We start from the raw sequence: 21,328 nt of genomic DNA, 5'->3' as shown, positions 1-21,328 counted from the left end.
TTTAAATGTCCCAATTTTCCTTTAAAACAATTAAAAAACCGATTTACGAAGTTCTTTTAAAAGAAAAAGGAAGCAAATTTATTGGTTTTGCTGCATCAGTTTTCAACGAAGAAGATTTTAAAAAATTTTTAGAACAAATTAAAAAAGATCATCCAAAGGCGACTCATCACTGCTACGCTTTTAAAATAGGTACAGAAGGCGAAAATTTTCGGGCAAATGATGATGGCGAACCAAATGGCAGCGCAGGTTTACCAATTTACAATCAAATTTTAGCGAAGGAATTAACAAACATTTGTGTTGTAGTTGTGAGATATTATGGCGGAACTAAGCTGGGCGTTTCCGGTTTGGTAAAAGCGTATAAGTTATGTGCTCAGGAAACTTTAGAATTATCTGAAGTTATAATTTTAGATTTGAAAACAACTTTCGAAATTAAATTTAAGTTCGAAATTCAAAATATTGTTTTTTCTTTAATAAATAAATTCGACGGAAAAATTGTAGAATTTTTAGCCGCCGAAAATTGTTTAATTCGGTGTGAAATTAAATTAGCAAATCAAGAATCTTTTACAGAAAAACTGTTAGAATTCAGAGATTTAGAATTTGATATTTTGGAACACTAAGATTTAATTTCGTCTTCCGCCGCCATTTAGCATTGAAGCAAAATAGAGTAACTGACCTAAAGATCCGATTGCGGCTACCACATAAGTAAGGGCTGCCCATTTCAAAGAATCTTTTGCCGCTGCCTGCTCCTGAACAGTAACAGTTCCTGATTTTTCCAGCCAAACCAATGCACGTTTACTTGCTTCGTATTCGACAGGTAAGGTGATAAAGGCAAAGGCAGTAGTAACTGCAAAAAGCAAAACACCAATCGCCAGAATTGTTTTATTTCCACTTGAAGCCATTATAAAAATGCCTGCAATTAAAACAAAATTCAATAATTTTGAACTAATGTTAACCAAAGGAACCATTTTGGAACGAAGATTTAAAGCAGAATATCCAAGTTTATGTTGAACTGCATGTCCGCATTCGTGTGCTGCAACTGCAGCTGCGGCAGCATTTCTTTGCATATAAACTTCTTCAGAAAGGTTGACAGTTTTATCAGCAGGATTATAATGATCTGTTAATTGTCCGGCAACAGAAGTAACCTGCACATCATCAATTCCATTGTCTGAGAGCATTTTTTCGGCGATTTCTTTACCAGACATGCCGTTTTGTAAATGCAGTTGAGAATAGAAAGCAAACTTTGATTTCAGACGGTTTTGAATTATAAAACTAATTCCAAAAACTAACGCCAAAATTATATAATAACCACCCATCACAATCAATCTACTTATTAAAAAAAACTCTTCTTCAGACCAAGTAAAAACTATGCCAAGACCATTATTTAAAGATTTTAATTTTATCTTTGTTTTAATAAAAAATTTTCAATGGCTCAACCTACCTTAATTGAAGTTAATACTCCTGAACTTGTCAAAAAATTCGTGAAATTCCCAATGGAACTTTATAAGAATAATAACTGCTACGTTCCACCTTTAATTAATGATGAAATTAAAATCTGGGACCCAAATCATAACGGCGCTTTGGCCTATTCAGAATCTGTAAAATATCTGGCATTAATTGATGGAAAAATTGTAGGTAGAATTGCAATTATGCTCAATCATAAAGAAGCAAAGGAATTAGAAATTTCAAAAGTTCGTTTTGGCTGGTTAGATTTTATTGATGACATTGATGTTTCTAAAGCTTTAATTGACAAAGCAATAGAATTTGCTAAAGAGAAAAATATTTCTAAAATTGAAGGTCCGATGGGTTTTACCAATTTGGATAAATCCGGGATGTTGACGATGGGTTTTGATAAATTAGCAACGATGATCGGCCTTTACAATTTTTCGTATTATCCGGAACATTTAGAAAAATTAGGTTTAATTAAAGAAAAAGAATGGGTAGAATTTGAAATGAATTATCCCACAGTTTTACCGGAAAAAGTAGAAAAATTCAGTAGTTTAATAGCACAGAAATATAAGTTAAAAGTTCTTCATTTTAAAAATAAAAAAGAAATCATACCGCACGTAGATGCAATGTTCAAACTTTTGGACGAAACCTATAAAACACTTTCTACTTATACGCCTATCTCGCAGGAACAAATTAAAACCTATAAAGAAAAATATCTGCCTTTTATTGACAAAGATTATATAGTTTGTGTGGAAGATGAAAACTACGAACTTGTCGCTTTTGCCATCACAATGCCTTCTTATTCAGAAGCGTTGAAGAAAGCAAAAGGTAAATTGTGGCCTTTTGGATGGTGGCATTTTTTGCAGGCAAGTAAGAAAAACGACCGCGCTAATTTTTATTTAATTGGAATTCACCCAGATTATCAACGCCGTGGCGTAACAGCAATTATTTTTAAAGAAATTTTTGTGAGATTTAGTAAAATGGGGATCAAATTTGCTGAAACAAATCCAGAACTGGAAGAAAATAAAAACGTACAATTACTTTGGCAGGATTATGACATCGTAAATCACAAACGCAGAAGAACTTATTCTAAAGAAATTTAACACTGAAATGAGAGAATTTTTTGAAGATCTACTGAATTATAATTTCTACTACAATGAAAAGTTAATTGAATTTCTTGATAAAAATGACAATCAAATTTCAGAGAAAGCAAAACTGCTACTAACACATCTCATAAATGCACAAAATATCTGGAATCACCGCATTTTACATTCTACGACAATATTTGGGGTTTGGGAAACATTGCCTTTAGAAAAATTGCAGGAAACTAATTTAAAAAATTTAGAAACTTCAAATAAAATTTTAGAAAATGAAGATTTTGAAAGACTCATAAATTATGAAAATTCAAATGGTGAAAAATTTGAAAATGTTTTAAAAGATATAATGTTTCATTATCTCAATCATTCCACATATCACCGCGCTCAAATTGCAACAGAAATTAAAAATTCTGGTTTAGAACCAATAAATTCTGACTTTATTGCATATAAAAGATAGATTATGAAAAAACAGCTTACAGTTTACGGAATTTTAATCCTTATTTATCTCACCTACAATTTCTTTTTTAAAATTCAGGATGATAAAATAAACGCCGCAATCGATATTATTTTTGCCAGTCTTATTTTTGGCTACATTTCATATCTGGCATTTACCGTGTTAAAAAGAATGAACAAAAAAACATAATCTTTAAAGTTTCTAAATCATATTCATCTATATAATTAATTTGATATTTTAACCCACTATATTTTATCTTCTCTACTTTATTCAGTAAATTTGCACAATAACCCACCAAAATGAATTCAGCAGAAAATTATATTCCCATTTTATTTCAAGCCGGAGTTGCTATCGGTTTTGTCCTGATCTCAATTTTAGGCGCCCATTATTTAGGACCAAGATTAAAAGGTACAAATAAAGATAAAAACTTTGAATGTGGTATTGAAAACGAGGGAAACGCAAGAACACCTTTTTCCGTAAAATATTTTTTAACCGCGATTCTATTTGTATTATTTGATATTGAGATCGTCTTTTTTTACCCTTACGCCGTTAATTTTAGAGAATTTGGTTTGGAGGGTTTCGTTGCGGTTTTAATGTTCGTTGGCGTTTTCTTTTTAGGCTTTTTCTACGTTTTAAAAAGAGGTGCTTTAGACTGGGACAAATAAGAAAATAGTTAGAATATTAATTATAATATTTGAATATAAGTTTAGATTCCAAAAATTTAAATTTTATATTCAAAATCTAAAATTAAAAAAATGTCAGACAATAACAACATTATAAAAACAGATGCACCAGCGCCTCCCGGCTTTTCCGGTGAAGGTTTTTTCGCAACAAAGCTTGACAGCTTAATAGGAATGGCGCGTGCAAATTCACTTTGGCCTTTACCTTTCGCAACATCCTGTTGTGGAATTGAATTTATGGCGATGATGATGCCGACTTTCGATCTTGCCCGTTTTGGTGGGGAAAGAATGTCGTTCTCTCCACGTCAATCAGATGTTCTTTTAATTTGCGGAACGATATCAAAAAAACTGGGACCGATTTTAAAAGAAGTTTATACTCAAATGGCCGAACCAAAATGGGTAATTGCAGTTGGCGCATGCGCAAGCTCAGGTGGAATTTTTGATACTTATTCTGTTCTTCAGGGTATTGATAAGGTTATTCCTGTTGATGTTTACGTTCCTGGTTGCCCGCCAAGACCAGAGCAAATTCTGGAAGGATTTATGCAGGTTCAGGCTTTGTCAAAAAGTGAAAGTTTAAGAAGACGTGATTCTGATGAGTATAAACATTTACTCGAATCTTACGATATAAATTAAGAATATGACGAACGAATTTGTGCTGGAAGCGATCACGAGAGAATTTCCGGAATCTGTTTTATTACATTCTGAACCTTATGGGTTTTTAACTTTAGAAGTCAAAAAACAGGATATAAAAAAAATAATTCATTATTTACAAGATTCTTCTCTTGAAATTAATTTTCTTACAGATATTTGTGGTATTCATTATCCTGAATTTCAGGAAAAAGAATTAGGCGTTATCTACCATTTGCATAATATGATGACTAATTTTAGAATTCGTCTAAAAGTTTTTATGCCAAGAGAAAATGCAGAAGTTGACAGTTTAACTGAGCTTTACGCCGGCGCGAACTGGATGGAAAGGGAAACTTTTGATTTTTATGGGATTAAATTTAAAGGCCATCCGGATCTTCGCGTGATTTTAAATGATCCTGAAATGGGCTATCATCCAATGTTGAAAGAATACAAACTGGAAGATGGAACCAGAACCGATAAAGACGATAAAATGTTCGGAAGATAAATTGCTTAAATTTTAAAGCAAATCTAAATTATGAAAGACAACGAATTATCTAACATACTCAGCCAGTACGAGACAAAGGAACAAATTGATGGTCAATTATACACCTTAAATCTTGGTCCAACGCACCCTGCAACACACGGAATTTTTCAGAATATCCTTACAATGGATGGTGAAAGAATTCTACATTCAGAGCAGACTGTGGGTTATATTCACCGTGCTTTTGAAAAAATTTCTGAACGAAGAAATTTTGCACAGATCACTACTTTGACTGATCGAATGAATTATTGCTCGTCGCCTATCAATAATATTGGTTGGCACATGACGGTTGAGAAATTAATTGGATGCGAAGTTGGGAAACGTGTAGATTACATGCGTATTATTATGATGGAAATGGCCAGAATTGCAGACCATTTGGTTTGTAATGGCGTTATTGGAGTTGATACCGGGGCTTTAACAGGATTTACCTACGTTTTTCAGGATAGAGAGCGTATCTATGAAATGTATGAACAGATTTGCGGTGCGAGAATGACTACAAATATGGGCAGAGTTGGTGGTTTCGAAAGAGATTTTACACCAAAATTTCATGAGCTTATAAAAGATTTTATTAAAAACTTCCCTAAAAGATTTCAGGAATTTAAAACACTTTTAGAGAGGAACAGAATTTTTATGGACCGCACAATCGGCGCAGGTTCGATTTCTGCCGAAAGAGCTTTAAGTTATGGTTTTACGGGACCAAACCTTCGAGCAGCCGGTGTTGATTATGATGTTCGTGTTGCTCAACCTTACTCTTCTTACGGTGATTTTGATTTCACAATTCCCATCGGAACCGCGGGAGATACTTATGATAGATTTATGGTGAGACAAACGGAAGTTTGGGAAAGCTTTAAATTAATTAAAAATGCTTACGAAAATTTACCTGAAGGTCCTTTCCACGCGGATGTTCCGGATTTTTATTTACCGGAAAAAGCGGATGTTTATACAAAAATGGAAGCTTTAATTTACCACTTTAAAATCGTAATGGCTGAAACTGAAATTCCGAAAGGTGAAGTTTACCACTGCGTAGAAGGCGGGAACGGTGAATTAGGATTTTATTTAGTGAGCGATGGCGGAAGAACGCCTTATAGATTGCATTTCAGAAGACCTTGTTTTATTTATTATCAGGCTTATCCTGAAATGATAACCGGTTCAATGATTTCCGATGCCGTTGTAACGTTGAGTTCAATGAATGTGATTGCGGGAGAATTAGACGCGTAAGAAATTATAGATTTTAGATTACAAATTTTAAATTGATCTAAAGCAAAAAATATAAAATTAAAAACTTGAATATTAGACGTTCAAAATCTAAAATTTAAAATTCAAAATTAATATTGTGAGTGAATTAAGTTTTAAACCTGAAACTTTAGATAAAGTTCAGCAGATGATAAAAAGATATCCAGAAGGAAAAAGCAAATCTGCTCTTATTCCCGTTTTGCATTTGGCGCAAACAGAATTAGGTGGTTGGTTAAGCGTTCCCGTTATGGATTATGTGGCAGAGGTTTTAAACTTATTGCCAATTGAGGTATATGAAGTCGCGACTTTTTACAGCATGTTCAATATGAAACCGGTTGGTAAATTTGTATTAGAAGTTTGTAGAACCGGTCCTTGCATGTTGAACGGAAGTGAGAAAATTTTAGATCACATCCGAACTTCTTTAAATATAAAAGACGGCGAAACTTCCGCAGATGGTTTATTTACTTTAAAACCAGCGGAATGTCTTGGCGCTTGCGGTTATGCTCCAATGATGCAGTTAGGCGATTTTTACCATGAAAATTTAACAACAGAAAAAGTAGATGAAATTCTTCAGCTTTGCAGAGAAGGTCAACTTGCTTTAAATTAATTTAAACTAAAAAATGAGTAAAAAACTTTTACTTAAAGACGCACATATAGAAGGTATTCGCTATTTCGAAACCTACCGAAAACAAGGTGGTTATGAAGCAGTTGAAAAAGCATTTAAAATGACACCTGAAGAAATTACGGAAGAAGTAAAAACTTCCGGACTTCGCGGCCGTGGTGGCGCAGGTTTCCCAACAGGTTTGAAATGGAGTTTTCTTGCAAAACCAGAAGGCGTTCCGAGACATTTGGTGGTTAATGCCGATGAATCTGAACCAGGAACTTTCAAGGACCGTTATTTAATGGAATTTTTGCCTCATCTATTAATTGAAGGAATGATCATTTCATCTTTCGCTTTGGGCGCGCACGATTCTTATATTTATATCCGTGGCGAATATGCGTGGATCACAAATATTTTAGAGGAAGCCATTGATGAAGCAAAAGCTGCCGGATTCTTAGGTAAAAATATCTTAAATTCTGGTTACGATTTAGAAATTTATGTTCATCGTGGTGCAGGTGCTTACATTTGTGGCGAAGAAACGGCATTATTAGAATCTCTTGAAGGAAAACGTGGAAATCCAAGATTAAAACCACCATTTCCCGCTGTAAAAGGCGCTTGGGAAAGACCAACCGTTGTAAATAACGTTGAAACAATTGCAGCAGTTGTGCCAATTATAAATATTACTGGTGCAGAATATGCTAAAATTGGCGTTGGAAAATCGACTGGAACAAAATTAATTTCTGCTTGTGGAAACATTAATAAACCTGGCGTTTATGAAATCGACATGACGATTTCAGTCGAAGAATTTATCTATTCTGATGACTATTGTGGTGGAATTCCAAACGGTAAAAAATTGAAAGCCTGTATTCCAGGTGGAAGTTCAGTTCCAATTGTTCCTGCAAATTTGTTGTTAAAAACAATCAACGGAGAAGATAGAATCATGAATTATGAATCTCTTGCAGACGGCGGTTTTGCAACAGGAACCATGATGGGTTCCGGTGGATTTATAGTTTTGGACGAAGACCAGTCTGTGGTAGAACACACGATGACTTTAGCAAGATTTTACAACCATGAAAGTTGTGGACAATGTACGCCTTGTCGAGAAGGAACTGGTTGGATGTACAGAATTTTAAAGAAAATTTTACGCGGTGACGGAGAAATGAAAGACATCGATCTACTTTGGGATATTCAGAGAAAAATCGAAGGTAACACAATTTGTCCACTTGGTGATGCAGCAGCATGGCCAGTTGCAGCAGCGATCAGACATTTCAGAGATGAGTTTGAATGGTATATTGATAATCCAGAATCTCAAACAAGAAATTATGGAATGTCAAACTATGCTGATCCAATTCCAACACCTGAAATACAAAATATAAAGTAGTCTTGAAAAATAAAATAGTAATTTTTGCAGTATTATTGCTTTCAATCGTTAGTATAAATGCGCAAACAGAACCCTTTAAAAAAGGTGACATGATGTTTTTTTGGGGTTACAACAGAGCCGTTTATGCAAACTCAGATATTCATTTTAAAGGTAATAACTATGATTTTACTTTGCAAAACGTTCACGCAAGAGATAGACAAACACCATTTAAAGCAAATATTTATTTTAATATAAATAAATTAACTGTTCCTCAGGTAAATTATAGATTATCCTATTTTATAGCAGATAACTTGAGTATAACTTTAGGAATGGATCATATGAAATATGTGATGGTGCAAAACCAGACTGCAGATTTTACGGGATATATAGGAAATCCAACTTACTCAGCTTTTGTTGTTAATAATAAGGTAGATTTAACGAGTGGTGAATTTTTACAATTTGAACATACGGACGGATTAAATTATGCAAATATTGGTGTTCAAAAATATAAACATCTTTTAAATCACACTAAATTTGATATATTTTTAGGTTATGGTGGAGGTGCAGGTGTTATGGTTCCAAAATCTAACGTAACGTTGATGGGTTTTGAAAGAAGTGACCGTTACCATATTGCAGGTTTTGGACTTGATGCAAGGGGTAGTATTAATTTTGTACTTTGGAATCATTTAGTTGGACAAATTGAAGCAAAAGGTGGTTATATTAACTTACCAGATATTAAAACGACACTGAATGACAGACCTGACAAAGCTAGCCAGGATTTTGCATTTGCGCAGGTTAATTTTGGTTTAGGCTACACTTTTAGAACAAAAAAGAAATTATAAATTCATATTGCCAAAGGCAAATTACAAGATATGAGCGAAGAAATTAAAAAATTTAAAGTAACTATTGACGGGCAAACTACAGAAGTTGAGCCCGGAACTACTATTTTAAACGCAGCGCGCCAAATTGGTGGTAAATCAGTTCCGCCGGCAATGTGTTATTACTCATCTTTGGAAACAAGCGGTGGAAGATGCAGAACCTGTTTGGTTGAAGTGAGCGCCGGTTCAGAAAAAGATCCGAGACCAATGCCAAAATTAATGGCAAGTTGCAGAACTGCAGTGATGGATGGAATGGAAGTGAAAAATTTAACTTCACCAAAAACTCAGGAAGCACGACACGCCGTGACAGAATTTTTGTTAATTAATCACCCTCTGGATTGCCCAATTTGTGATCAAGCGGGCGAATGTCATCTTCAGGATCTGGCGTACGAAAATGGTGAAGAACAAACAAGAACAGATTTCGAGCGAAGAACTTTCGAACCGGAAGATATCGGTCCTTATATTAAATTGAATATGAACCGCTGCATTTTGTGCGCAAGATGTGTTTTGGCGGCAAATCAATTAACGGAAGAAAGAGAACACGGTATTTTATTTCGTGGTGAACATGCAGAAATTTCAACATATTTAAATAAAGCTTTAGACAACGACTTCATTGGAAACGTTATTGATGTTTGCCCTGTTGGGGCTTTAACGGATAAAACTTCGCGTTTTATGAGTCGCGTTTGGTTTACAAAACCAATGGACGCACATTGCAATTGTGATAAATGTTCCGGCAAAGCAGTTGTTTGGTTAAAAGGCGAAGAAGTGATAAGAGTCACTGCCAGAAAAGACCAGTACGACGAAGTTCAGGAATATATTTGTAATACCTGCAGATTTGAAAGAAAAGACGCAAAAGAATGGATAATTGAAGGTCCACGTCATATTGACAGACATTCTGTAATTTCTTTAAATCATTATCAAAAACCTGTCGAGACACTTAGAATGCTGGATAATCCGGAGGCAAAAGAAATTAGCAAAAAAGACGAAATATAAGTTATGGGAGTTTTAACTTTTAAATTAATACTGGTTTTTGGCCTTTTCTTATTGGCACTAACCGTTGCAGCCTACTCTACCTGGGCAGAAAGAAAGGTAGCTGCAATAATGCAGGATAGAATGGGACCAAGCCGCGCAGGACCTTTTGGTTTGTTTCAGCCATTAGCGGATGGTGGTAAATTTTTCTTTAAAGAAGATTTTACGCCGGCAAACGCAGAAAAATTCCTCTTCGTGATCGGACCATCTTTGGTAATGTTTATTTCCCTGATTACTGGAGCTGTCATTCCTTGGGGTAAATCTTTAAATTTTGGCGGACAAAGCTATTCTTTACAGGTTGCCAATATTGACGTCGGCGTGCTTTATTTAATTGGAATGGTTTCAATCGGTGTTTACGGAATTATGATAGGCGGATGGGCTTCTAATAATAAATATTCTTTGATCGGTGCAATACGTGCTTCTTCTCAAATGATTTCATACGAACTCGCAATGGGTTTAGCTCTGATTGCGATCATTATGATGACAGGAAGTTTAGATCTAAAAGTAATAACAGACAGTCAGTCAACAGGAAAACTTTGGGGCGTTATTCCCTGGATTTCTGGCATGAACTGGAATATTTTTTACCAGCCTGTCGCATTTATTATATTTTTTGTGGCAGCTTTAGCAGAATGTAACAGACATCCTTTTGATTTGGCGGAATGTGAATCTGAGTTAATTAACGGTTATCATACAGAATATTCTTCCATGAAACTGGGACTTTATATGTTCGGTGAATATGTAAATATGTTTATTTCGAATGCTTTGATCGTTACTTTATTTTTAGGAGGTTACAACTTTCCAGGAATTCAGTGGGCGACGGAACACTGGAGTGAAAATACGGTAGGAATATTGTCGATCCTGTCATTTTTGTTAAAAACTTTTATCGGTATTTTAATATTTATGTGGGTGAGATGGACTTTACCACGTTTCAGATATGACCAGTTAATGCATTTAGGTTGGAAAAAACTGATCCCAATCGCGTTGGTGAATTTGGTGTTAACGGGCGGAATTATTTTGGCTTTTGAGCATTTTATGAAATAGCTTTTAATCTTTGAAGATTGTAATAATCTTCAACTATTAAATAAACTGGTTAAGCAAAATGAGTTGCAGCCCGGCTTGAGTGGAAATCCTTTTTTTGCATTTGAAAAAAAGATTGGGAACGGAAGACGGAAATGTCTGCCAAAGAAAAATTGAAAAACATACATTCGAAGCAGTCAAATACTGCCAAAAAATTGGAACTAGAATAAAATTAATTTTAATATTGTTAAATTGCGGCACTATTAAATTGTTACATTATAAAAAATGAAATTAACAAACAGATCAAAGGTAGTCTCTAATAAAAAGATGACTGTTGGCGAAAAATTATATTTTCCGGCGATATTGAAAGGTATGGCGATCACTATGAAACACGCGGTAAACACCGTTGTGAATGGTTCACAGACAATTCAATATCCGGAAGAAGTGAAACCAAGAGCTGAAGTTTGGCGCGGACTTCATGTTTTAAAAATTGACGATGAAGGTCGCGAACGTTGTACCGCATGTGGTTTATGCGCCGTTGCCTGTCCTGCTGAAGCGATCACAATGACTTCTGGAGAAAGAACTAAGGAACAAAGAAATCTGTTCCGGGAAGAAAAATATGCTATTACTTACGAAATAAATATGTTGCGTTGTATTTTCTGCGGCATGTGCGAAGAAGCCTGTCCAAAATCCGCTATCTATCTTACAGACAGACTTGTAGATGTAGAAACTAACCGTGGATCGTTCGTTTACGGAAAAGATAAACTGGTTGAAACTATGGAAACAAGAATTGACGTTTCAGCAAGACAGTCGGAAGAACAAAAAAAATTAGTTTAAGAAATGGAGCAGATATTATTTTTTTTAGTTGCTTTCATAGCGTGTTTCAGTGCGGTTTATTTTGTTTTTGCTAAAAACCCACTTTACAGTATTTTATCACTAATTGTCACATTTTTCTCGATTGCCGGACTTTACGTTCTATTAAATGCACAGTTTTTAGGAATTGTTCAGATCATCGTTTACGCAGGTGCGATCATGGTTTTATTTCTTTACATCTTGATGATGTTAAATTTAAATGAAGCCGACGAAAGTAAGAAACCAACTTATGGAAAATTTATAGCAATTTTTTCTGCAGGTCTATTGTTCATCGGAATGCTAGGCGCTTATAGAGGAATGGCGATGAATTCTGTGGCTGGTGCAACTGTCAATCAATCTGCAGGTTTAACTAAAGATCTGGGCAGATTATTATTTAATGAATATGTTTTACCTTTTGAACTGGCTTCAATATTAATTTTAGCAGGAATTGTAGGTGCAGTTTTAATTGGAAAAAGAGATTTATAGATTATGGGAGAGACCAATACTTTTATACAAAGTGTGCCTTTAGAGTATTTTATTTTGCTCAGTACATTTTTGTTTTCGTTAGGCGTGTTAGGCGTTTTAGTTCGTAGAAATGCGATCGTTATTTTGGGTTGTGTAGAATTGATGCTAAATTCTGTAAATCTTTTGCTTGCTGCATTTTCAAGCTACAAAGGAGATGGAAACGGACAAATTTTGGTATTCTTTATCATGGTTGTTGCTGCCGCAGAAGTTGCTGTAGGTTTAGCAATTATTGCAATGATGTACAGAAATTCAAAATCTGTGGACATCAGTATTTTTAATAAATTAAGAGGTTAAGAAAAGGATGGAAAATTTAGTTTACGCAATCATACTTTTGCCTCTCGCAGGTTTTATATTTAATGGTTTTTTTGGTAAAAAATTACCGAAAATATTCGTTGGTACTTTAGCGACTTTAGTGGTTTTCGCCTCTTTTTGTATCGCTGTAAAAATATTTTTAGGCTTTAATGAGAATTCTTCGCCAATCATTGTGAAAGCATTTGAATGGTTTAAAGTCAACGGAATGCAGATCAATTTCGCGTTTCAGATCGATCAGTTGTCTTTAATGATGATCATGATCATTACAGGAATTGGCTCATTAATTCACCTCTACTCTATCGGCTACATGAGCCACGACAAAGGGTTTTACAAGTTTTTTACTTATTTAAATTTATTTATTTTCTCAATGTTACTTTTGGTAATGGGAAGTAATTATTTAATTTTATTTATCGGTTGGGAAGGTGTTGGAGTTTGTTCTTATTTGTTAATTGGATTTTGGTATAAAAATGAAGATTACGGTAAAGCCGCGAGAAAAGCCTTTATCATGAATAGAATTGGTGATTTGGCTTTATTAGTCGGTATTTTCGTTATTGCCCAGCAAATGAACGCGATCGATTATATGACCGTTTCTCAAAACGCAGCGAAGTTTGAATTAAATTCACCGGTTGTCGTTTTCATTACCTTAAGTTTATTTATTGGCGCAATAGGAAAATCTGCACAGATTCCATTATTTACCTGGCTTCCGGATGCAATGGCGGGTCCAACGCCGGTTTCTGCGTTGATTCACGCGGCAACGATGGTTACTGCAGGGATTTATTTAGTTGTGAGAAGTAATTTCCTTTATTCTTTGGCGCCAACAACTTTAGATATTATTTTATTTATTGGTTTAACGACTTCGTTAGTCGCGGCGTTTATCGGTTTACGTCAAAATGATATTAAAAAAGTATTGGCTTATTCCACGGTATCGCAACTCGGTTTTATGTTCATTGCACTTGGCGCAGGCGCTTATACAACAGCAATGTTTCATTTAATGACGCACGCATTCTTCAAAGCACTTTTATTTTTAGGTGCAGGCTCTGTAATTCACGCTATGAGTGATGAACAGGATATGCGTAAAATGGGTGGTTTAAGAAAGAAAATTCCATTAACATACATTACTTTTTTAATAGGAACGCTAGCAATATCCGGGATCCCTTTCTTTTCAGGAATGATCTCGAAAGACGAAATTCTTTCTGCAACGTGGAATAAAAGCCCGATTATTTGGTTTTTAACTTTGTTCAGCGCGGCTTTAACAGCAGTTTACATGTTCCGATTATTATTCCTAACATTCTTTGGAGAATTTAGGGGAACAAAAGAACAGGCAGATCATATGCATGAAAGTCCGGCTACAATGACAATTCCTTTGGTTGTTTTAGCAGTTTTATCTTTGATCGGCGGATCTATTAATTTACCACATTTCGTGGGTGAAAATATATCTTTAAAACTGGAAAAATGGCTTCACAGCATCTATTTATTTGATGTCCAGGCCGCAGAAATCCCTTTATGGAAAGAACTTTCTTTAATGGCGGTTACTGTTTTAGTAGTTTTGGTAATTATTTTCGTCCTTTATCAAATGTATGTAAAAAAAGGAAAAATGGCTTTACCGGAAAGAGAATATCTTGGCTGGGAAAGACTTTCCAATAAAAAATTATTTATCGACGAAATTTATCAGGCAACAGTTGTAAAACCCGTGGAAGGTTTAGGAAGAGCCGGTAAAATGTTTGACAAAGAAATTTTGACACCATTCACAGATTTTGTTGGAATTGGTGCCGAAGATACCGGTAAATCTATGAAACGATTCCAAAACGGAAACGTCGAAAACTATGTGCTAATCATGTCTTTAGCGATAGGAATAATTTTAATTGTTAACTTTATATTACAATAAATGTCTGGAGTTTTATTAGCATTATTGCTATTACCTTTAATAGGTTCAGTTTTTACTTTCTTTTGGAAGAACAACAAATTCAGCAATGATGTTGCGCTTGGTTTTTCCCTTATTTCGATGGTTCTGGCATTTTACGCTTTGGCTTATTTTAATTTTGGACCTACAGTCGGGCAGAAATTACAATATGAAATTAACGTTCCTTTTTCGGGAGTTCTAAGAAGTAATCTTCATTTTGGTATCGACGGATTAAGCATGATCATGTTGATTCTTACTAATATTTTAGTACCACTTATCATTCTGTCTTCATTTAATGAAAAACGTGCTTACAGTAATAAATTTTACGGCTTAATTTTATTAATGCAGTTTGGTCTACTTGGGGTTTTTACCTCATTGGACGGACTTGTTTTTTACGGTTTCTGGGAAATTACTTTAATCCCTATTTGGTTTATTTGCGGACTTTGGGGACAGGAAGATCAGAAATTAAAATTTACGACTAAGTTTTTTATCTTCACATTTGTAGGGTCTTTATTTATGCTTGCTGGATTAATTTATGTCTACAATCATTCTGCGTCATTCGCTTTAATTGATCTTTATAACTCTACTTTAACAACCACAGAACAGACTTTTGTATTCTGGGCTATTTTCTTAGCGTTCGCGGTGAAATTCCCGATTTTTCCTTTCCATAACTGGCAATCAGATACTTATACTTATTCGCCGACACAAGGTTCAATGCTGCTTTCCGGAATTATGGCTAAAATGGCTGTTTTTGGTCTATTAAGATATTTACTGCCAATTACACCTTTAGCAATTGCCGGAACCTCTGGCGGAATTGTCTTAATGCTTTGCGTATTTACCGTGGTTTTTGGAGGTTTAATTGCTTTGATTCAAAACGATTCAAAACGAATTATTGCTTATTCTTCACTTTCTCACATTGGTTTAATTGCAGCGGGAATTTTCGCTTCTGCTTTATTAACTTTAAAAGGAAACTTCACCATTGAAGGTGGCGAAGGTGCAGTTATCTTAGCATTTGCTCACGGAATCAACGTTGTTGGTCTATTTTACTGCGCTGATATTTTATTTAAAAAATTCAAAACGCGTGATATTCGTCAAATGGGCGGTTTGGCAAGCGTTGCGCCAAAATTTGCTATTTTATTTATGATCATTTTATTTGGATCTCTCGGAGTGCCTTTAACGAATGGTTTTATTGGCGAGTTTATTTTGATAAAATCAATTTACGATTACAGCAGTTTGCTTGGTGTGATTTCCGGTTTTACAATGATTCTAGCTGCTGGTTATCTTTTAAGATTTTACGGAAAAGCCATGTTTGGCGAAGGTGATAAAGTAATTTTATCTTCAGTAAAAGATATTTCAGGTGTAGAATTTTCAGTTTTGGCGAGTTTAGCGGTTTTCGTAATTCTTTTGGGTGTTTTTCCACAACCAATTTTGGATATGGCAAACAGTTCTTTAAAACTGATCTACGGTTCTTTGGTTTTTTAAAACAAATTGATAAAAAAGTCAGGTTTTTTTAAAATCCTGGATAATAAATTTTCAAATATTAAGTATGAGTGTTATAATTATTATTTTCCTTACCGCTGTGATAGCCTTATTTTCCGGCGTTTTTGAACAGGGAAAATGGGCAAGATATATTGGAATTGCCGGTCTTTTAGTAGCTTTTTATGTTGCATTTTTGCCTGAACATCAGTTTTTCGCAAAATATAATTCCATGTTTATCTTTGGAGAAAACGCAGCGCTTTTCACAAAAATCTCAATTGTAATCACTTTAATTTTATTTTTCCTCGGCGGTTTTGCATTAAGCAATCACAGAAGTCATCAATCTGAACTTTATAGTTTAATATTATTTTCTCTCACAGGCGGAATTGTTTTATTTTCCTTTCAAAATTTAGTTACTTTATTTTTAGGAATTGAGATCTTGTCTATACCACTTTATGTAATGGCAGGCGCCAGAAAAAGCGATTTAAAATCAACCGAAGCTTCGATAAAATATTTTCTGATGGGCGCTTTCGCCACAGGATTTTTATTATTTGGCGTGGCTTTAATTTACGGAAGTTCCGGCAGTTTTGACCTTTACGCCATTCACGAATTTGGAATAGCAAACCCGAAAAACCTTATGTTTACAATGGGTTGCGTTTTAATGTTGACCGCTTTAGCATTTAAAGTTTCCCTCGCACCTTTCCATATGTGGAGCCCGGATGTTTATCAGGGATCGCCATCTTTGATCACAACTTTCATGATGACGGTTGTAAAAATTTCAGGATTTGTCGCATTATTTAGATTAATGACGATCGGGTTCTACGGCGTTTTCGGAGAATGGATCAATATTTTAGCAGTACTTGTAATTATAACTTTATTATTAGCCAACTTTATGGGACTCGCGCAAAGCAACGCAAAACGAATGCTTGCCTATTCTTCCGTTTCTCATGCCGGTTATATTGGTTTAATATTTTTTGGTATTAATAATCTTTCAACTTACAACTTAGCATTTTACCTTTTCGCATATTCTTTAGCGTCAGTTGGCGTAATGATGTGCTTGATTTATGTTGAAAAAATAAAAAGAGAATCTTCCTTTAAAGCCTTTAACGGCTTAGGACGTTCAGAACCAATATTGGCAGTTACCGCATCCATTTCCTTACTTTCAATGGCAGGAATTCCTTTAACTGCAGGATTTGTTGGGAAGTTCAGTTTATTCGCTCAAGCAATGGAAGCAGCACCAATTTTGGTAATTATCGCGGTGCTAGGTTCTGCAATTTCAATTGCCTATTACTTAAGATTGATTATTGCCATGTTTTTCCACGAAGAAAGCACTTTCAACACCAGCGAAAAAGTAAGTTTAACTTACAACATTGTCGCAGTTTTTATTATCGCAGCAATTATCTCTTTAGGCGTTTACCCGGATTTATTTGCAATGCAGTTTGGTTTGTAAAATCTTTTTGATTTAAAATATTGAAGCAAAACTTTTTGGTCGTGCTTTTTTTGTGAAATTTAAAAAAAACTCAAAAAAATTTCGCCATTCCAAAATAAAATTTAACTTTGCAATTCAAAGTACTTTATATGGAAACAAAAAATTACAATGAAGATCTTTCGCACATCCGCAATATGATGGAGCGAAGTTCTAAATTCATTTCACTCAGCGGACTTTCCGGTGTTGTTGCAGGATTGATCGCTCTAGCAGGCGGAGGTTTTGTTTATTATCTATTTCAACAAGCTGGTTTTAATTATTTTGAAGGCAAAACTATCATTCTCACAGATGATCTTGTTAAAAAATTATTTTTCACAGGTCTTGCAATTGCAGTTCTCGCAATCATTTCCGGTTATTTATTTACAGCCAAAAAAAGCCGTAAAACAAATTCTCAAATGTGGAACTCGACCACAAAAAGATTACTGTTTAACTTTGCTGTTCCATTAGCAACGGGCGGTATTTTCTGTCTGGCTTTGCTTTACCACCATTCATTTGTTTTTATCGCACCCGCAACATTGATTTTTTATGGCTTGGCTTTGGTCAATGCAGAAAAATATACATTTTCAGATGTGAAGTATTTAGGTTATTGTCAGATCGTTTTGGGATTATTATCCATGTTTTTTCTCGGCTGGGGTTTGGTTTTCTGGATGATCGGTTTTGGAGTTTTGCATATTTTTTATGGATTGATAATGTATAGAAAGTATAAATAATTTTTAGGTAATGATCAACATCAACCAACTTAATAAAGAATTTGAAAGCCGCGTCAGATTGGGCATTATGTCCGTTCTGCTGGTAAACGATTGGGTTGATTTTAAGGAAATGAAAAATCTTTTAGAAGTGACGGACGGGAATTTGGCAAGTCACAGTTCGGCCTTGGAAAAATCAAATTACATTGAAATTAAAAAAGAATTTGTGGGTAAAAAAACAAAAACTTCTTACAGAGTTACCAATTCCGGTAGAAAATCTTTTGAAGATCATTTAAATGCTTTAGAAAAATTAATAGGAAAATAAAAAATCTATTTTTTTATACTTATACTTTGTTTTTCAAAGCACTTTGACTTAAATTATAACAATTAAAAATAAATAAAATGCTTACAAATCTTAAAATTAACCCAATCGCCAAATGGCTTTTTCTGCTCAGTTTCGCTCTCGGAAATATTTGTTTTTTTGGTTATCTTTTTTCTGATAGTTTTTACTTTGCTTTTGCCGGATATTTTCTACTACTTTTCGGTACTGTGATTAATCTAATTGTTTTTGCAGCAATACTTACATACGGATTTTTTCACAAAGAAAACTACAAAGAATCTTTAAATTCTGCACTTCTACTACTTCTAAATATTCCCTTTGCATTTCTATATGCTTGGATCGGTCTCTCAATTTTAAACTAAATAAAAACTAAATATGAAAAAACAACGCGTCCAATTTCTACTTTTCATCTATGAAAAAACCCAAAAACAATACAGGAAATATTTTAAAAAAAAGAAAAGAAGCTGGCAATTTAATGAACAGCAATTGCTAAGCTTTAAAGAAGATACATTAGGTAGAAAATTGGGTGATTTTTATAAAAAACATGGCTTCACAATGATTGCAAAAATGGAAAACCACGATGTTCATCATTTAATAACGGAATGCGGAACCAACTTTGAAGACGAAATTGCGATGCAGTTTTTGCTTTTAGGTAACGGAAAACTCAACGCGCATCTTTTAGCAGCCATCATTCTCGGAAGTTTGATTTTGCCGGAATATTTCCCGATTTATTTAAAAGCCTACAAAAAAGGTAAAAAAATGATCCCATTTTACAATATTGATTTTGAAGAACTTCTTTCTCAAAATTTCGAAAAGATCAACGCATTTATTTATCAAAAACAAACTGTCGCTCAACTTTAAATCAAACTCTTAAAAACAAACATTCATGAAAAAATCACAATTGATACTGCTCTCTACTTCCCTATTTATTGCACTTTTCTACGAAGAAGAAATCGGAATAAATCTCGGTTTCTTAGGAATTTCTTATTCCATACTTTTATTTTTTTATACTCAGAAAATAAATCAAACCAAAACTTTTTTTATACTTTTTGCTTTAAGCATTTTCTCAAGTTTAGCATTTGCTTACTACGCAGATTTCCCTTCATTTTTAGCAGTATTTTTCTCGGTGTTTTTATTAGCCTTTAAATCTCAAAATAGAAATTTAAAATCAATTCTGGCAATTCCGGTTTTTATTTTAAATTTTGTGACATTTTTCGGAAGATTATTTAAATTTGAAGATTGGTTGCCCAAAAGAAATGCGTCTGGTTTTTGGCAAAAATTTATTTCAGTTGTATTAATTCCCTTAATTTTTATTTCAGTTTTTTTGGCAATATATGCCAATGGAAGTTCGCATTTTTCAGGTTTATTTACAGATTATGAACTTGATTTAAATGGGTGGGGATTTTTGTTTTTAACCTGTTTTGGCTTCTTTATCGCTTTCAGCATCTGGAATTTCAAAATCTACAGTTTCTTTTACTTAAAAAATAACGACCTAAAAAATGACTTTATTAATGAAAACAAAATTCAGAAACCAACTTTTTCATTTTTAGATCTTTCTGCAGAACGAAAAAGTGGCATCATTTCTTTTTTAGCTTTAAATATTTTGTTAATCACTTTTATTTTTACATTTAATTACGAACAGTTTTTCCAAACCATAAAAATTGACCAAAATCTTTCGGCAGAAACTCACGAACGTGTAAATGCTGTTATTTTATCGATAATAATGGCAATTGCTGTGATCATGTTTTATTTTAAAGGAAATTTTAACTTTGATAAAGAAGCGAAATCCCTTAAAATATTAGCAAAGATCTGGATTATTTTAAACGGTATTTTAATTCTTTCTGCCTTCGCAAAAAACTCAGAATACATTTTAAATTTAGGTTTAACCTACAAAAGATTGGGCGTTTATGCGTTCCTTAGTTTAGCGATTATTGGTTTAATTTTTACCTATTTAAAAATAAAAAATCAGAAAACCAACGCTTATCTTTTTAACCAAATGATCTGGTATTTCTACGGAACAATCTTAGTTTGCAGTTTCATAAACTGGGGCGGCATTGCCACAAAGTATAATATCGATCGTGGTTTTAAAAGTTATTTTGATCTTTCTTCTTTAAATTTTAATGATAAAATTTTAGAAAAAAAATTCCCAAATGAAAAAAGATTTGATCCTTATCATAGTGAAAAAACAAGTTTTCTTTCAAGCAATTTTTACGATAAATGGAATAAAAAATAATTCATTATCAAATACTTCAAAGTTTAATTTTTAATTAATTTTGTCTTTTCCATTTCTTATTTAATTATCATGAACTTCCCTTTCCATTATGCTTTTAAAGTAAAAGATTTAGAATCGACACGACAATTTTATATCGATTTATTAGGCTGTGAAGAAGGTAGATCTACCGAAACCTGAGTTGATTTTAATTTCTTCGGACACCAACTTTCTGTGCATATCAACAACGATTTTCCGACTTTGGATTTTTGTGGAAAAGTGGATGGAACTGAAGTCCCGATTCCACATTTTGGATGTGTTTTGGATGAAATTACCTTTAAAGAAATTCAGGGAAAATTAGAAAACTCTGATATTGATTTTCTAATAAAACCACAATTGAGATATACCGGAAAAACTGGCGAACAAACCACAATGTTTATATTTGATTTTAGCGGAAATCCGATAGAATTTAAAATGTTAAAAGATGAACAGCAATTATTTAAATAAAAGAACTGACGAAATTATCTCTCAGGATTTTTCTTAAATCTCTTTTTATTAGTTTTAAATAAAAGGATTTTA

The 21,328-nt window shown here is 33.9% G+C and carries 26 protein-coding genes; 25 read left to right on the top strand and 1 reads right to left on the bottom strand.

What is annotated here, in order from left to right; translation table 11 throughout:
• Nucleotides 1-5 precede the first annotated feature (5 nt).
• On the top strand, nucleotides 6-617 hold the full coding sequence (locus BM238_RS00655; RefSeq protein WP_090078267.1) for an IMPACT family protein: 612 nt from the start codon (nucleotides 6-8) through the stop codon (nucleotides 615-617).
• A gap of 3 nt (nucleotides 618-620) precedes the next feature.
• On the opposite strand, the gene BM238_RS00650 is transcribed toward BM238_RS00655, so the two are convergent.
• Entirely contained in the window at nucleotides 621-1,313 is a 693-nt protein-coding gene (locus BM238_RS00650) for a zinc metallopeptidase (RefSeq protein WP_090078266.1), read from the bottom strand.
• A gap of 111 nt (nucleotides 1,314-1,424) precedes the next feature.
• On the opposite strand from BM238_RS00650, the gene BM238_RS00645 reads away from it, so the two are divergent.
• The 24 genes from BM238_RS00645 (at nucleotide 1,425) to BM238_RS00530 (ending at nucleotide 21,256) form a co-directional block, all read left to right on the top strand.
• Nucleotides 1,425-2,549, top strand: a complete 1,125-nt coding sequence (locus BM238_RS00645) for a GNAT family N-acetyltransferase (protein WP_090078265.1) — start codon at nucleotides 1,425-1,427, stop codon at nucleotides 2,547-2,549.
• A gap of 7 nt (nucleotides 2,550-2,556) precedes the next feature.
• A complete protein-coding gene (locus tag BM238_RS00640) occupies nucleotides 2,557-3,000 on the top strand; it encodes a DinB family protein (protein WP_090078264.1) in 444 nt (147 codons plus the stop codon).
• 3 nt (nucleotides 3,001-3,003) lie between these two features.
• On the top strand, nucleotides 3,004-3,186 hold the full coding sequence (locus BM238_RS00635; RefSeq protein ID WP_090078263.1) for a hypothetical protein: 183 nt from the start codon (nucleotides 3,004-3,006) through the stop codon (nucleotides 3,184-3,186).
• Nucleotides 3,187-3,296: 110 nt separating this feature from the next.
• On the top strand, nucleotides 3,297-3,662 hold the full coding sequence (locus tag BM238_RS00630; RefSeq protein ID WP_090078262.1) for an NADH-quinone oxidoreductase subunit A: 366 nt from the start codon (nucleotides 3,297-3,299) through the stop codon (nucleotides 3,660-3,662).
• A gap of 90 nt (nucleotides 3,663-3,752) precedes the next feature.
• Nucleotides 3,753-4,310: an NADH-quinone oxidoreductase subunit B gene (locus BM238_RS00625; RefSeq protein ID WP_090078261.1), complete on the top strand. Its 558-nt coding sequence runs from the start codon at nucleotides 3,753-3,755 to the stop codon at nucleotides 4,308-4,310.
• 4 nt (nucleotides 4,311-4,314) lie between these two features.
• Nucleotides 4,315-4,809, top strand: a complete 495-nt coding sequence (locus BM238_RS00620; protein WP_090078260.1) for an NADH-quinone oxidoreductase subunit C — start codon at nucleotides 4,315-4,317, stop codon at nucleotides 4,807-4,809.
• Nucleotides 4,810-4,839: 30 nt separating this feature from the next.
• Nucleotides 4,840-6,063 (top strand): NADH-quinone oxidoreductase subunit D, encoded by a 1,224-nt coding sequence (locus BM238_RS00615; RefSeq protein WP_090078259.1) that lies wholly within the window; start codon nucleotides 4,840-4,842, stop codon nucleotides 6,061-6,063.
• A gap of 115 nt (nucleotides 6,064-6,178) precedes the next feature.
• A complete protein-coding gene (locus BM238_RS00610) occupies nucleotides 6,179-6,685 on the top strand; it encodes an NADH-quinone oxidoreductase subunit NuoE family protein (protein ID WP_090078258.1) in 507 nt (168 codons plus the stop codon).
• Nucleotides 6,686-6,698: 13 nt separating this feature from the next.
• Nucleotides 6,699-8,060, top strand: a complete 1,362-nt coding sequence (nuoF, locus tag BM238_RS00605) for an NADH-quinone oxidoreductase subunit NuoF (protein WP_090078257.1) — start codon at nucleotides 6,699-6,701, stop codon at nucleotides 8,058-8,060.
• A gap of 2 nt (nucleotides 8,061-8,062) precedes the next feature.
• Nucleotides 8,063-8,881 (top strand): hypothetical protein, encoded by an 819-nt coding sequence (locus tag BM238_RS00600; RefSeq protein WP_090078256.1) that lies wholly within the window; start codon nucleotides 8,063-8,065, stop codon nucleotides 8,879-8,881.
• Between the two features lie 30 nt (nucleotides 8,882-8,911).
• Nucleotides 8,912-9,910, top strand: coding sequence for an NADH-quinone oxidoreductase subunit G (locus BM238_RS00595; RefSeq protein WP_090078255.1), 999 nt, complete (start codon nucleotides 8,912-8,914; stop codon nucleotides 9,908-9,910).
• Between the two features lie 3 nt (nucleotides 9,911-9,913).
• On the top strand, nucleotides 9,914-10,987 hold the full coding sequence (gene nuoH / locus BM238_RS00590) for an NADH-quinone oxidoreductase subunit NuoH (RefSeq protein ID WP_090078254.1): 1,074 nt from the start codon (nucleotides 9,914-9,916) through the stop codon (nucleotides 10,985-10,987).
• Between the two features lie 261 nt (nucleotides 10,988-11,248).
• Nucleotides 11,249-11,800, top strand: coding sequence for a NuoI/complex I 23 kDa subunit family protein (locus tag BM238_RS00585; RefSeq protein ID WP_090078253.1), 552 nt, complete (start codon nucleotides 11,249-11,251; stop codon nucleotides 11,798-11,800).
• 3 nt (nucleotides 11,801-11,803) lie between these two features.
• Nucleotides 11,804-12,301, top strand: a complete 498-nt coding sequence (locus BM238_RS00580) for an NADH-quinone oxidoreductase subunit J family protein (RefSeq protein ID WP_090078252.1) — start codon at nucleotides 11,804-11,806, stop codon at nucleotides 12,299-12,301.
• Between the two features lie 3 nt (nucleotides 12,302-12,304).
• A complete protein-coding gene (nuoK, locus tag BM238_RS00575) occupies nucleotides 12,305-12,634 on the top strand; it encodes an NADH-quinone oxidoreductase subunit NuoK (RefSeq protein WP_090078251.1) in 330 nt (109 codons plus the stop codon).
• 7 nt (nucleotides 12,635-12,641) lie between these two features.
• Nucleotides 12,642-14,537 carry an NADH-quinone oxidoreductase subunit L gene (gene nuoL / locus BM238_RS00570; RefSeq protein ID WP_090078250.1) on the top strand — a complete coding sequence of 632 codons (1,896 nt, stop codon included), beginning with the start codon at nucleotides 12,642-12,644 and terminating at the stop codon, nucleotides 14,535-14,537.
• Nucleotides 14,538-16,034, top strand: coding sequence for a complex I subunit 4 family protein (locus BM238_RS00565; RefSeq protein WP_090078249.1), 1,497 nt, complete (start codon nucleotides 14,538-14,540; stop codon nucleotides 16,032-16,034).
• A 64-nt stretch (nucleotides 16,035-16,098) separates the two neighbouring features.
• Nucleotides 16,099-17,478: an NADH-quinone oxidoreductase subunit N gene (locus BM238_RS00560; protein WP_090078248.1), complete on the top strand. Its 1,380-nt coding sequence runs from the start codon at nucleotides 16,099-16,101 to the stop codon at nucleotides 17,476-17,478.
• A 128-nt stretch (nucleotides 17,479-17,606) separates the two neighbouring features.
• Nucleotides 17,607-18,224: a hypothetical protein gene (locus BM238_RS00555; protein ID WP_090078247.1), complete on the top strand. Its 618-nt coding sequence runs from the start codon at nucleotides 17,607-17,609 to the stop codon at nucleotides 18,222-18,224.
• Nucleotides 18,225-18,234: 10 nt separating this feature from the next.
• Nucleotides 18,235-18,525, top strand: coding sequence for a winged helix-turn-helix domain-containing protein (locus BM238_RS00550; protein ID WP_090078246.1), 291 nt, complete (start codon nucleotides 18,235-18,237; stop codon nucleotides 18,523-18,525).
• A gap of 77 nt (nucleotides 18,526-18,602) precedes the next feature.
• Entirely contained in the window at nucleotides 18,603-18,902 is a 300-nt protein-coding gene (locus BM238_RS00545) for a hypothetical protein (RefSeq protein WP_090078245.1), read from the top strand.
• A gap of 13 nt (nucleotides 18,903-18,915) precedes the next feature.
• Nucleotides 18,916-19,401, top strand: a complete 486-nt coding sequence (locus BM238_RS00540; RefSeq protein ID WP_090078244.1) for a Coq4 family protein — start codon at nucleotides 18,916-18,918, stop codon at nucleotides 19,399-19,401.
• A gap of 25 nt (nucleotides 19,402-19,426) precedes the next feature.
• Nucleotides 19,427-20,773 (top strand): DUF4153 domain-containing protein, encoded by a 1,347-nt coding sequence (locus tag BM238_RS00535; protein ID WP_090078243.1) that lies wholly within the window; start codon nucleotides 19,427-19,429, stop codon nucleotides 20,771-20,773.
• A gap of 210 nt (nucleotides 20,774-20,983) precedes the next feature.
• Entirely contained in the window at nucleotides 20,984-21,256 is a 273-nt protein-coding gene (locus BM238_RS00530) for a glyoxalase (RefSeq protein WP_233741884.1), read from the top strand.
• Nucleotides 21,257-21,328 lie beyond the last annotated feature (72 nt).

Origin of the sequence: Halpernia frigidisoli (genome assembly GCF_900113805.1) — a bacterium.
GTDB lineage: Bacteria > Bacteroidota > Bacteroidia > Flavobacteriales > Weeksellaceae > Halpernia > Halpernia frigidisoli.
This window is presented reverse-complemented; position numbering and strand designations above follow the sequence as displayed.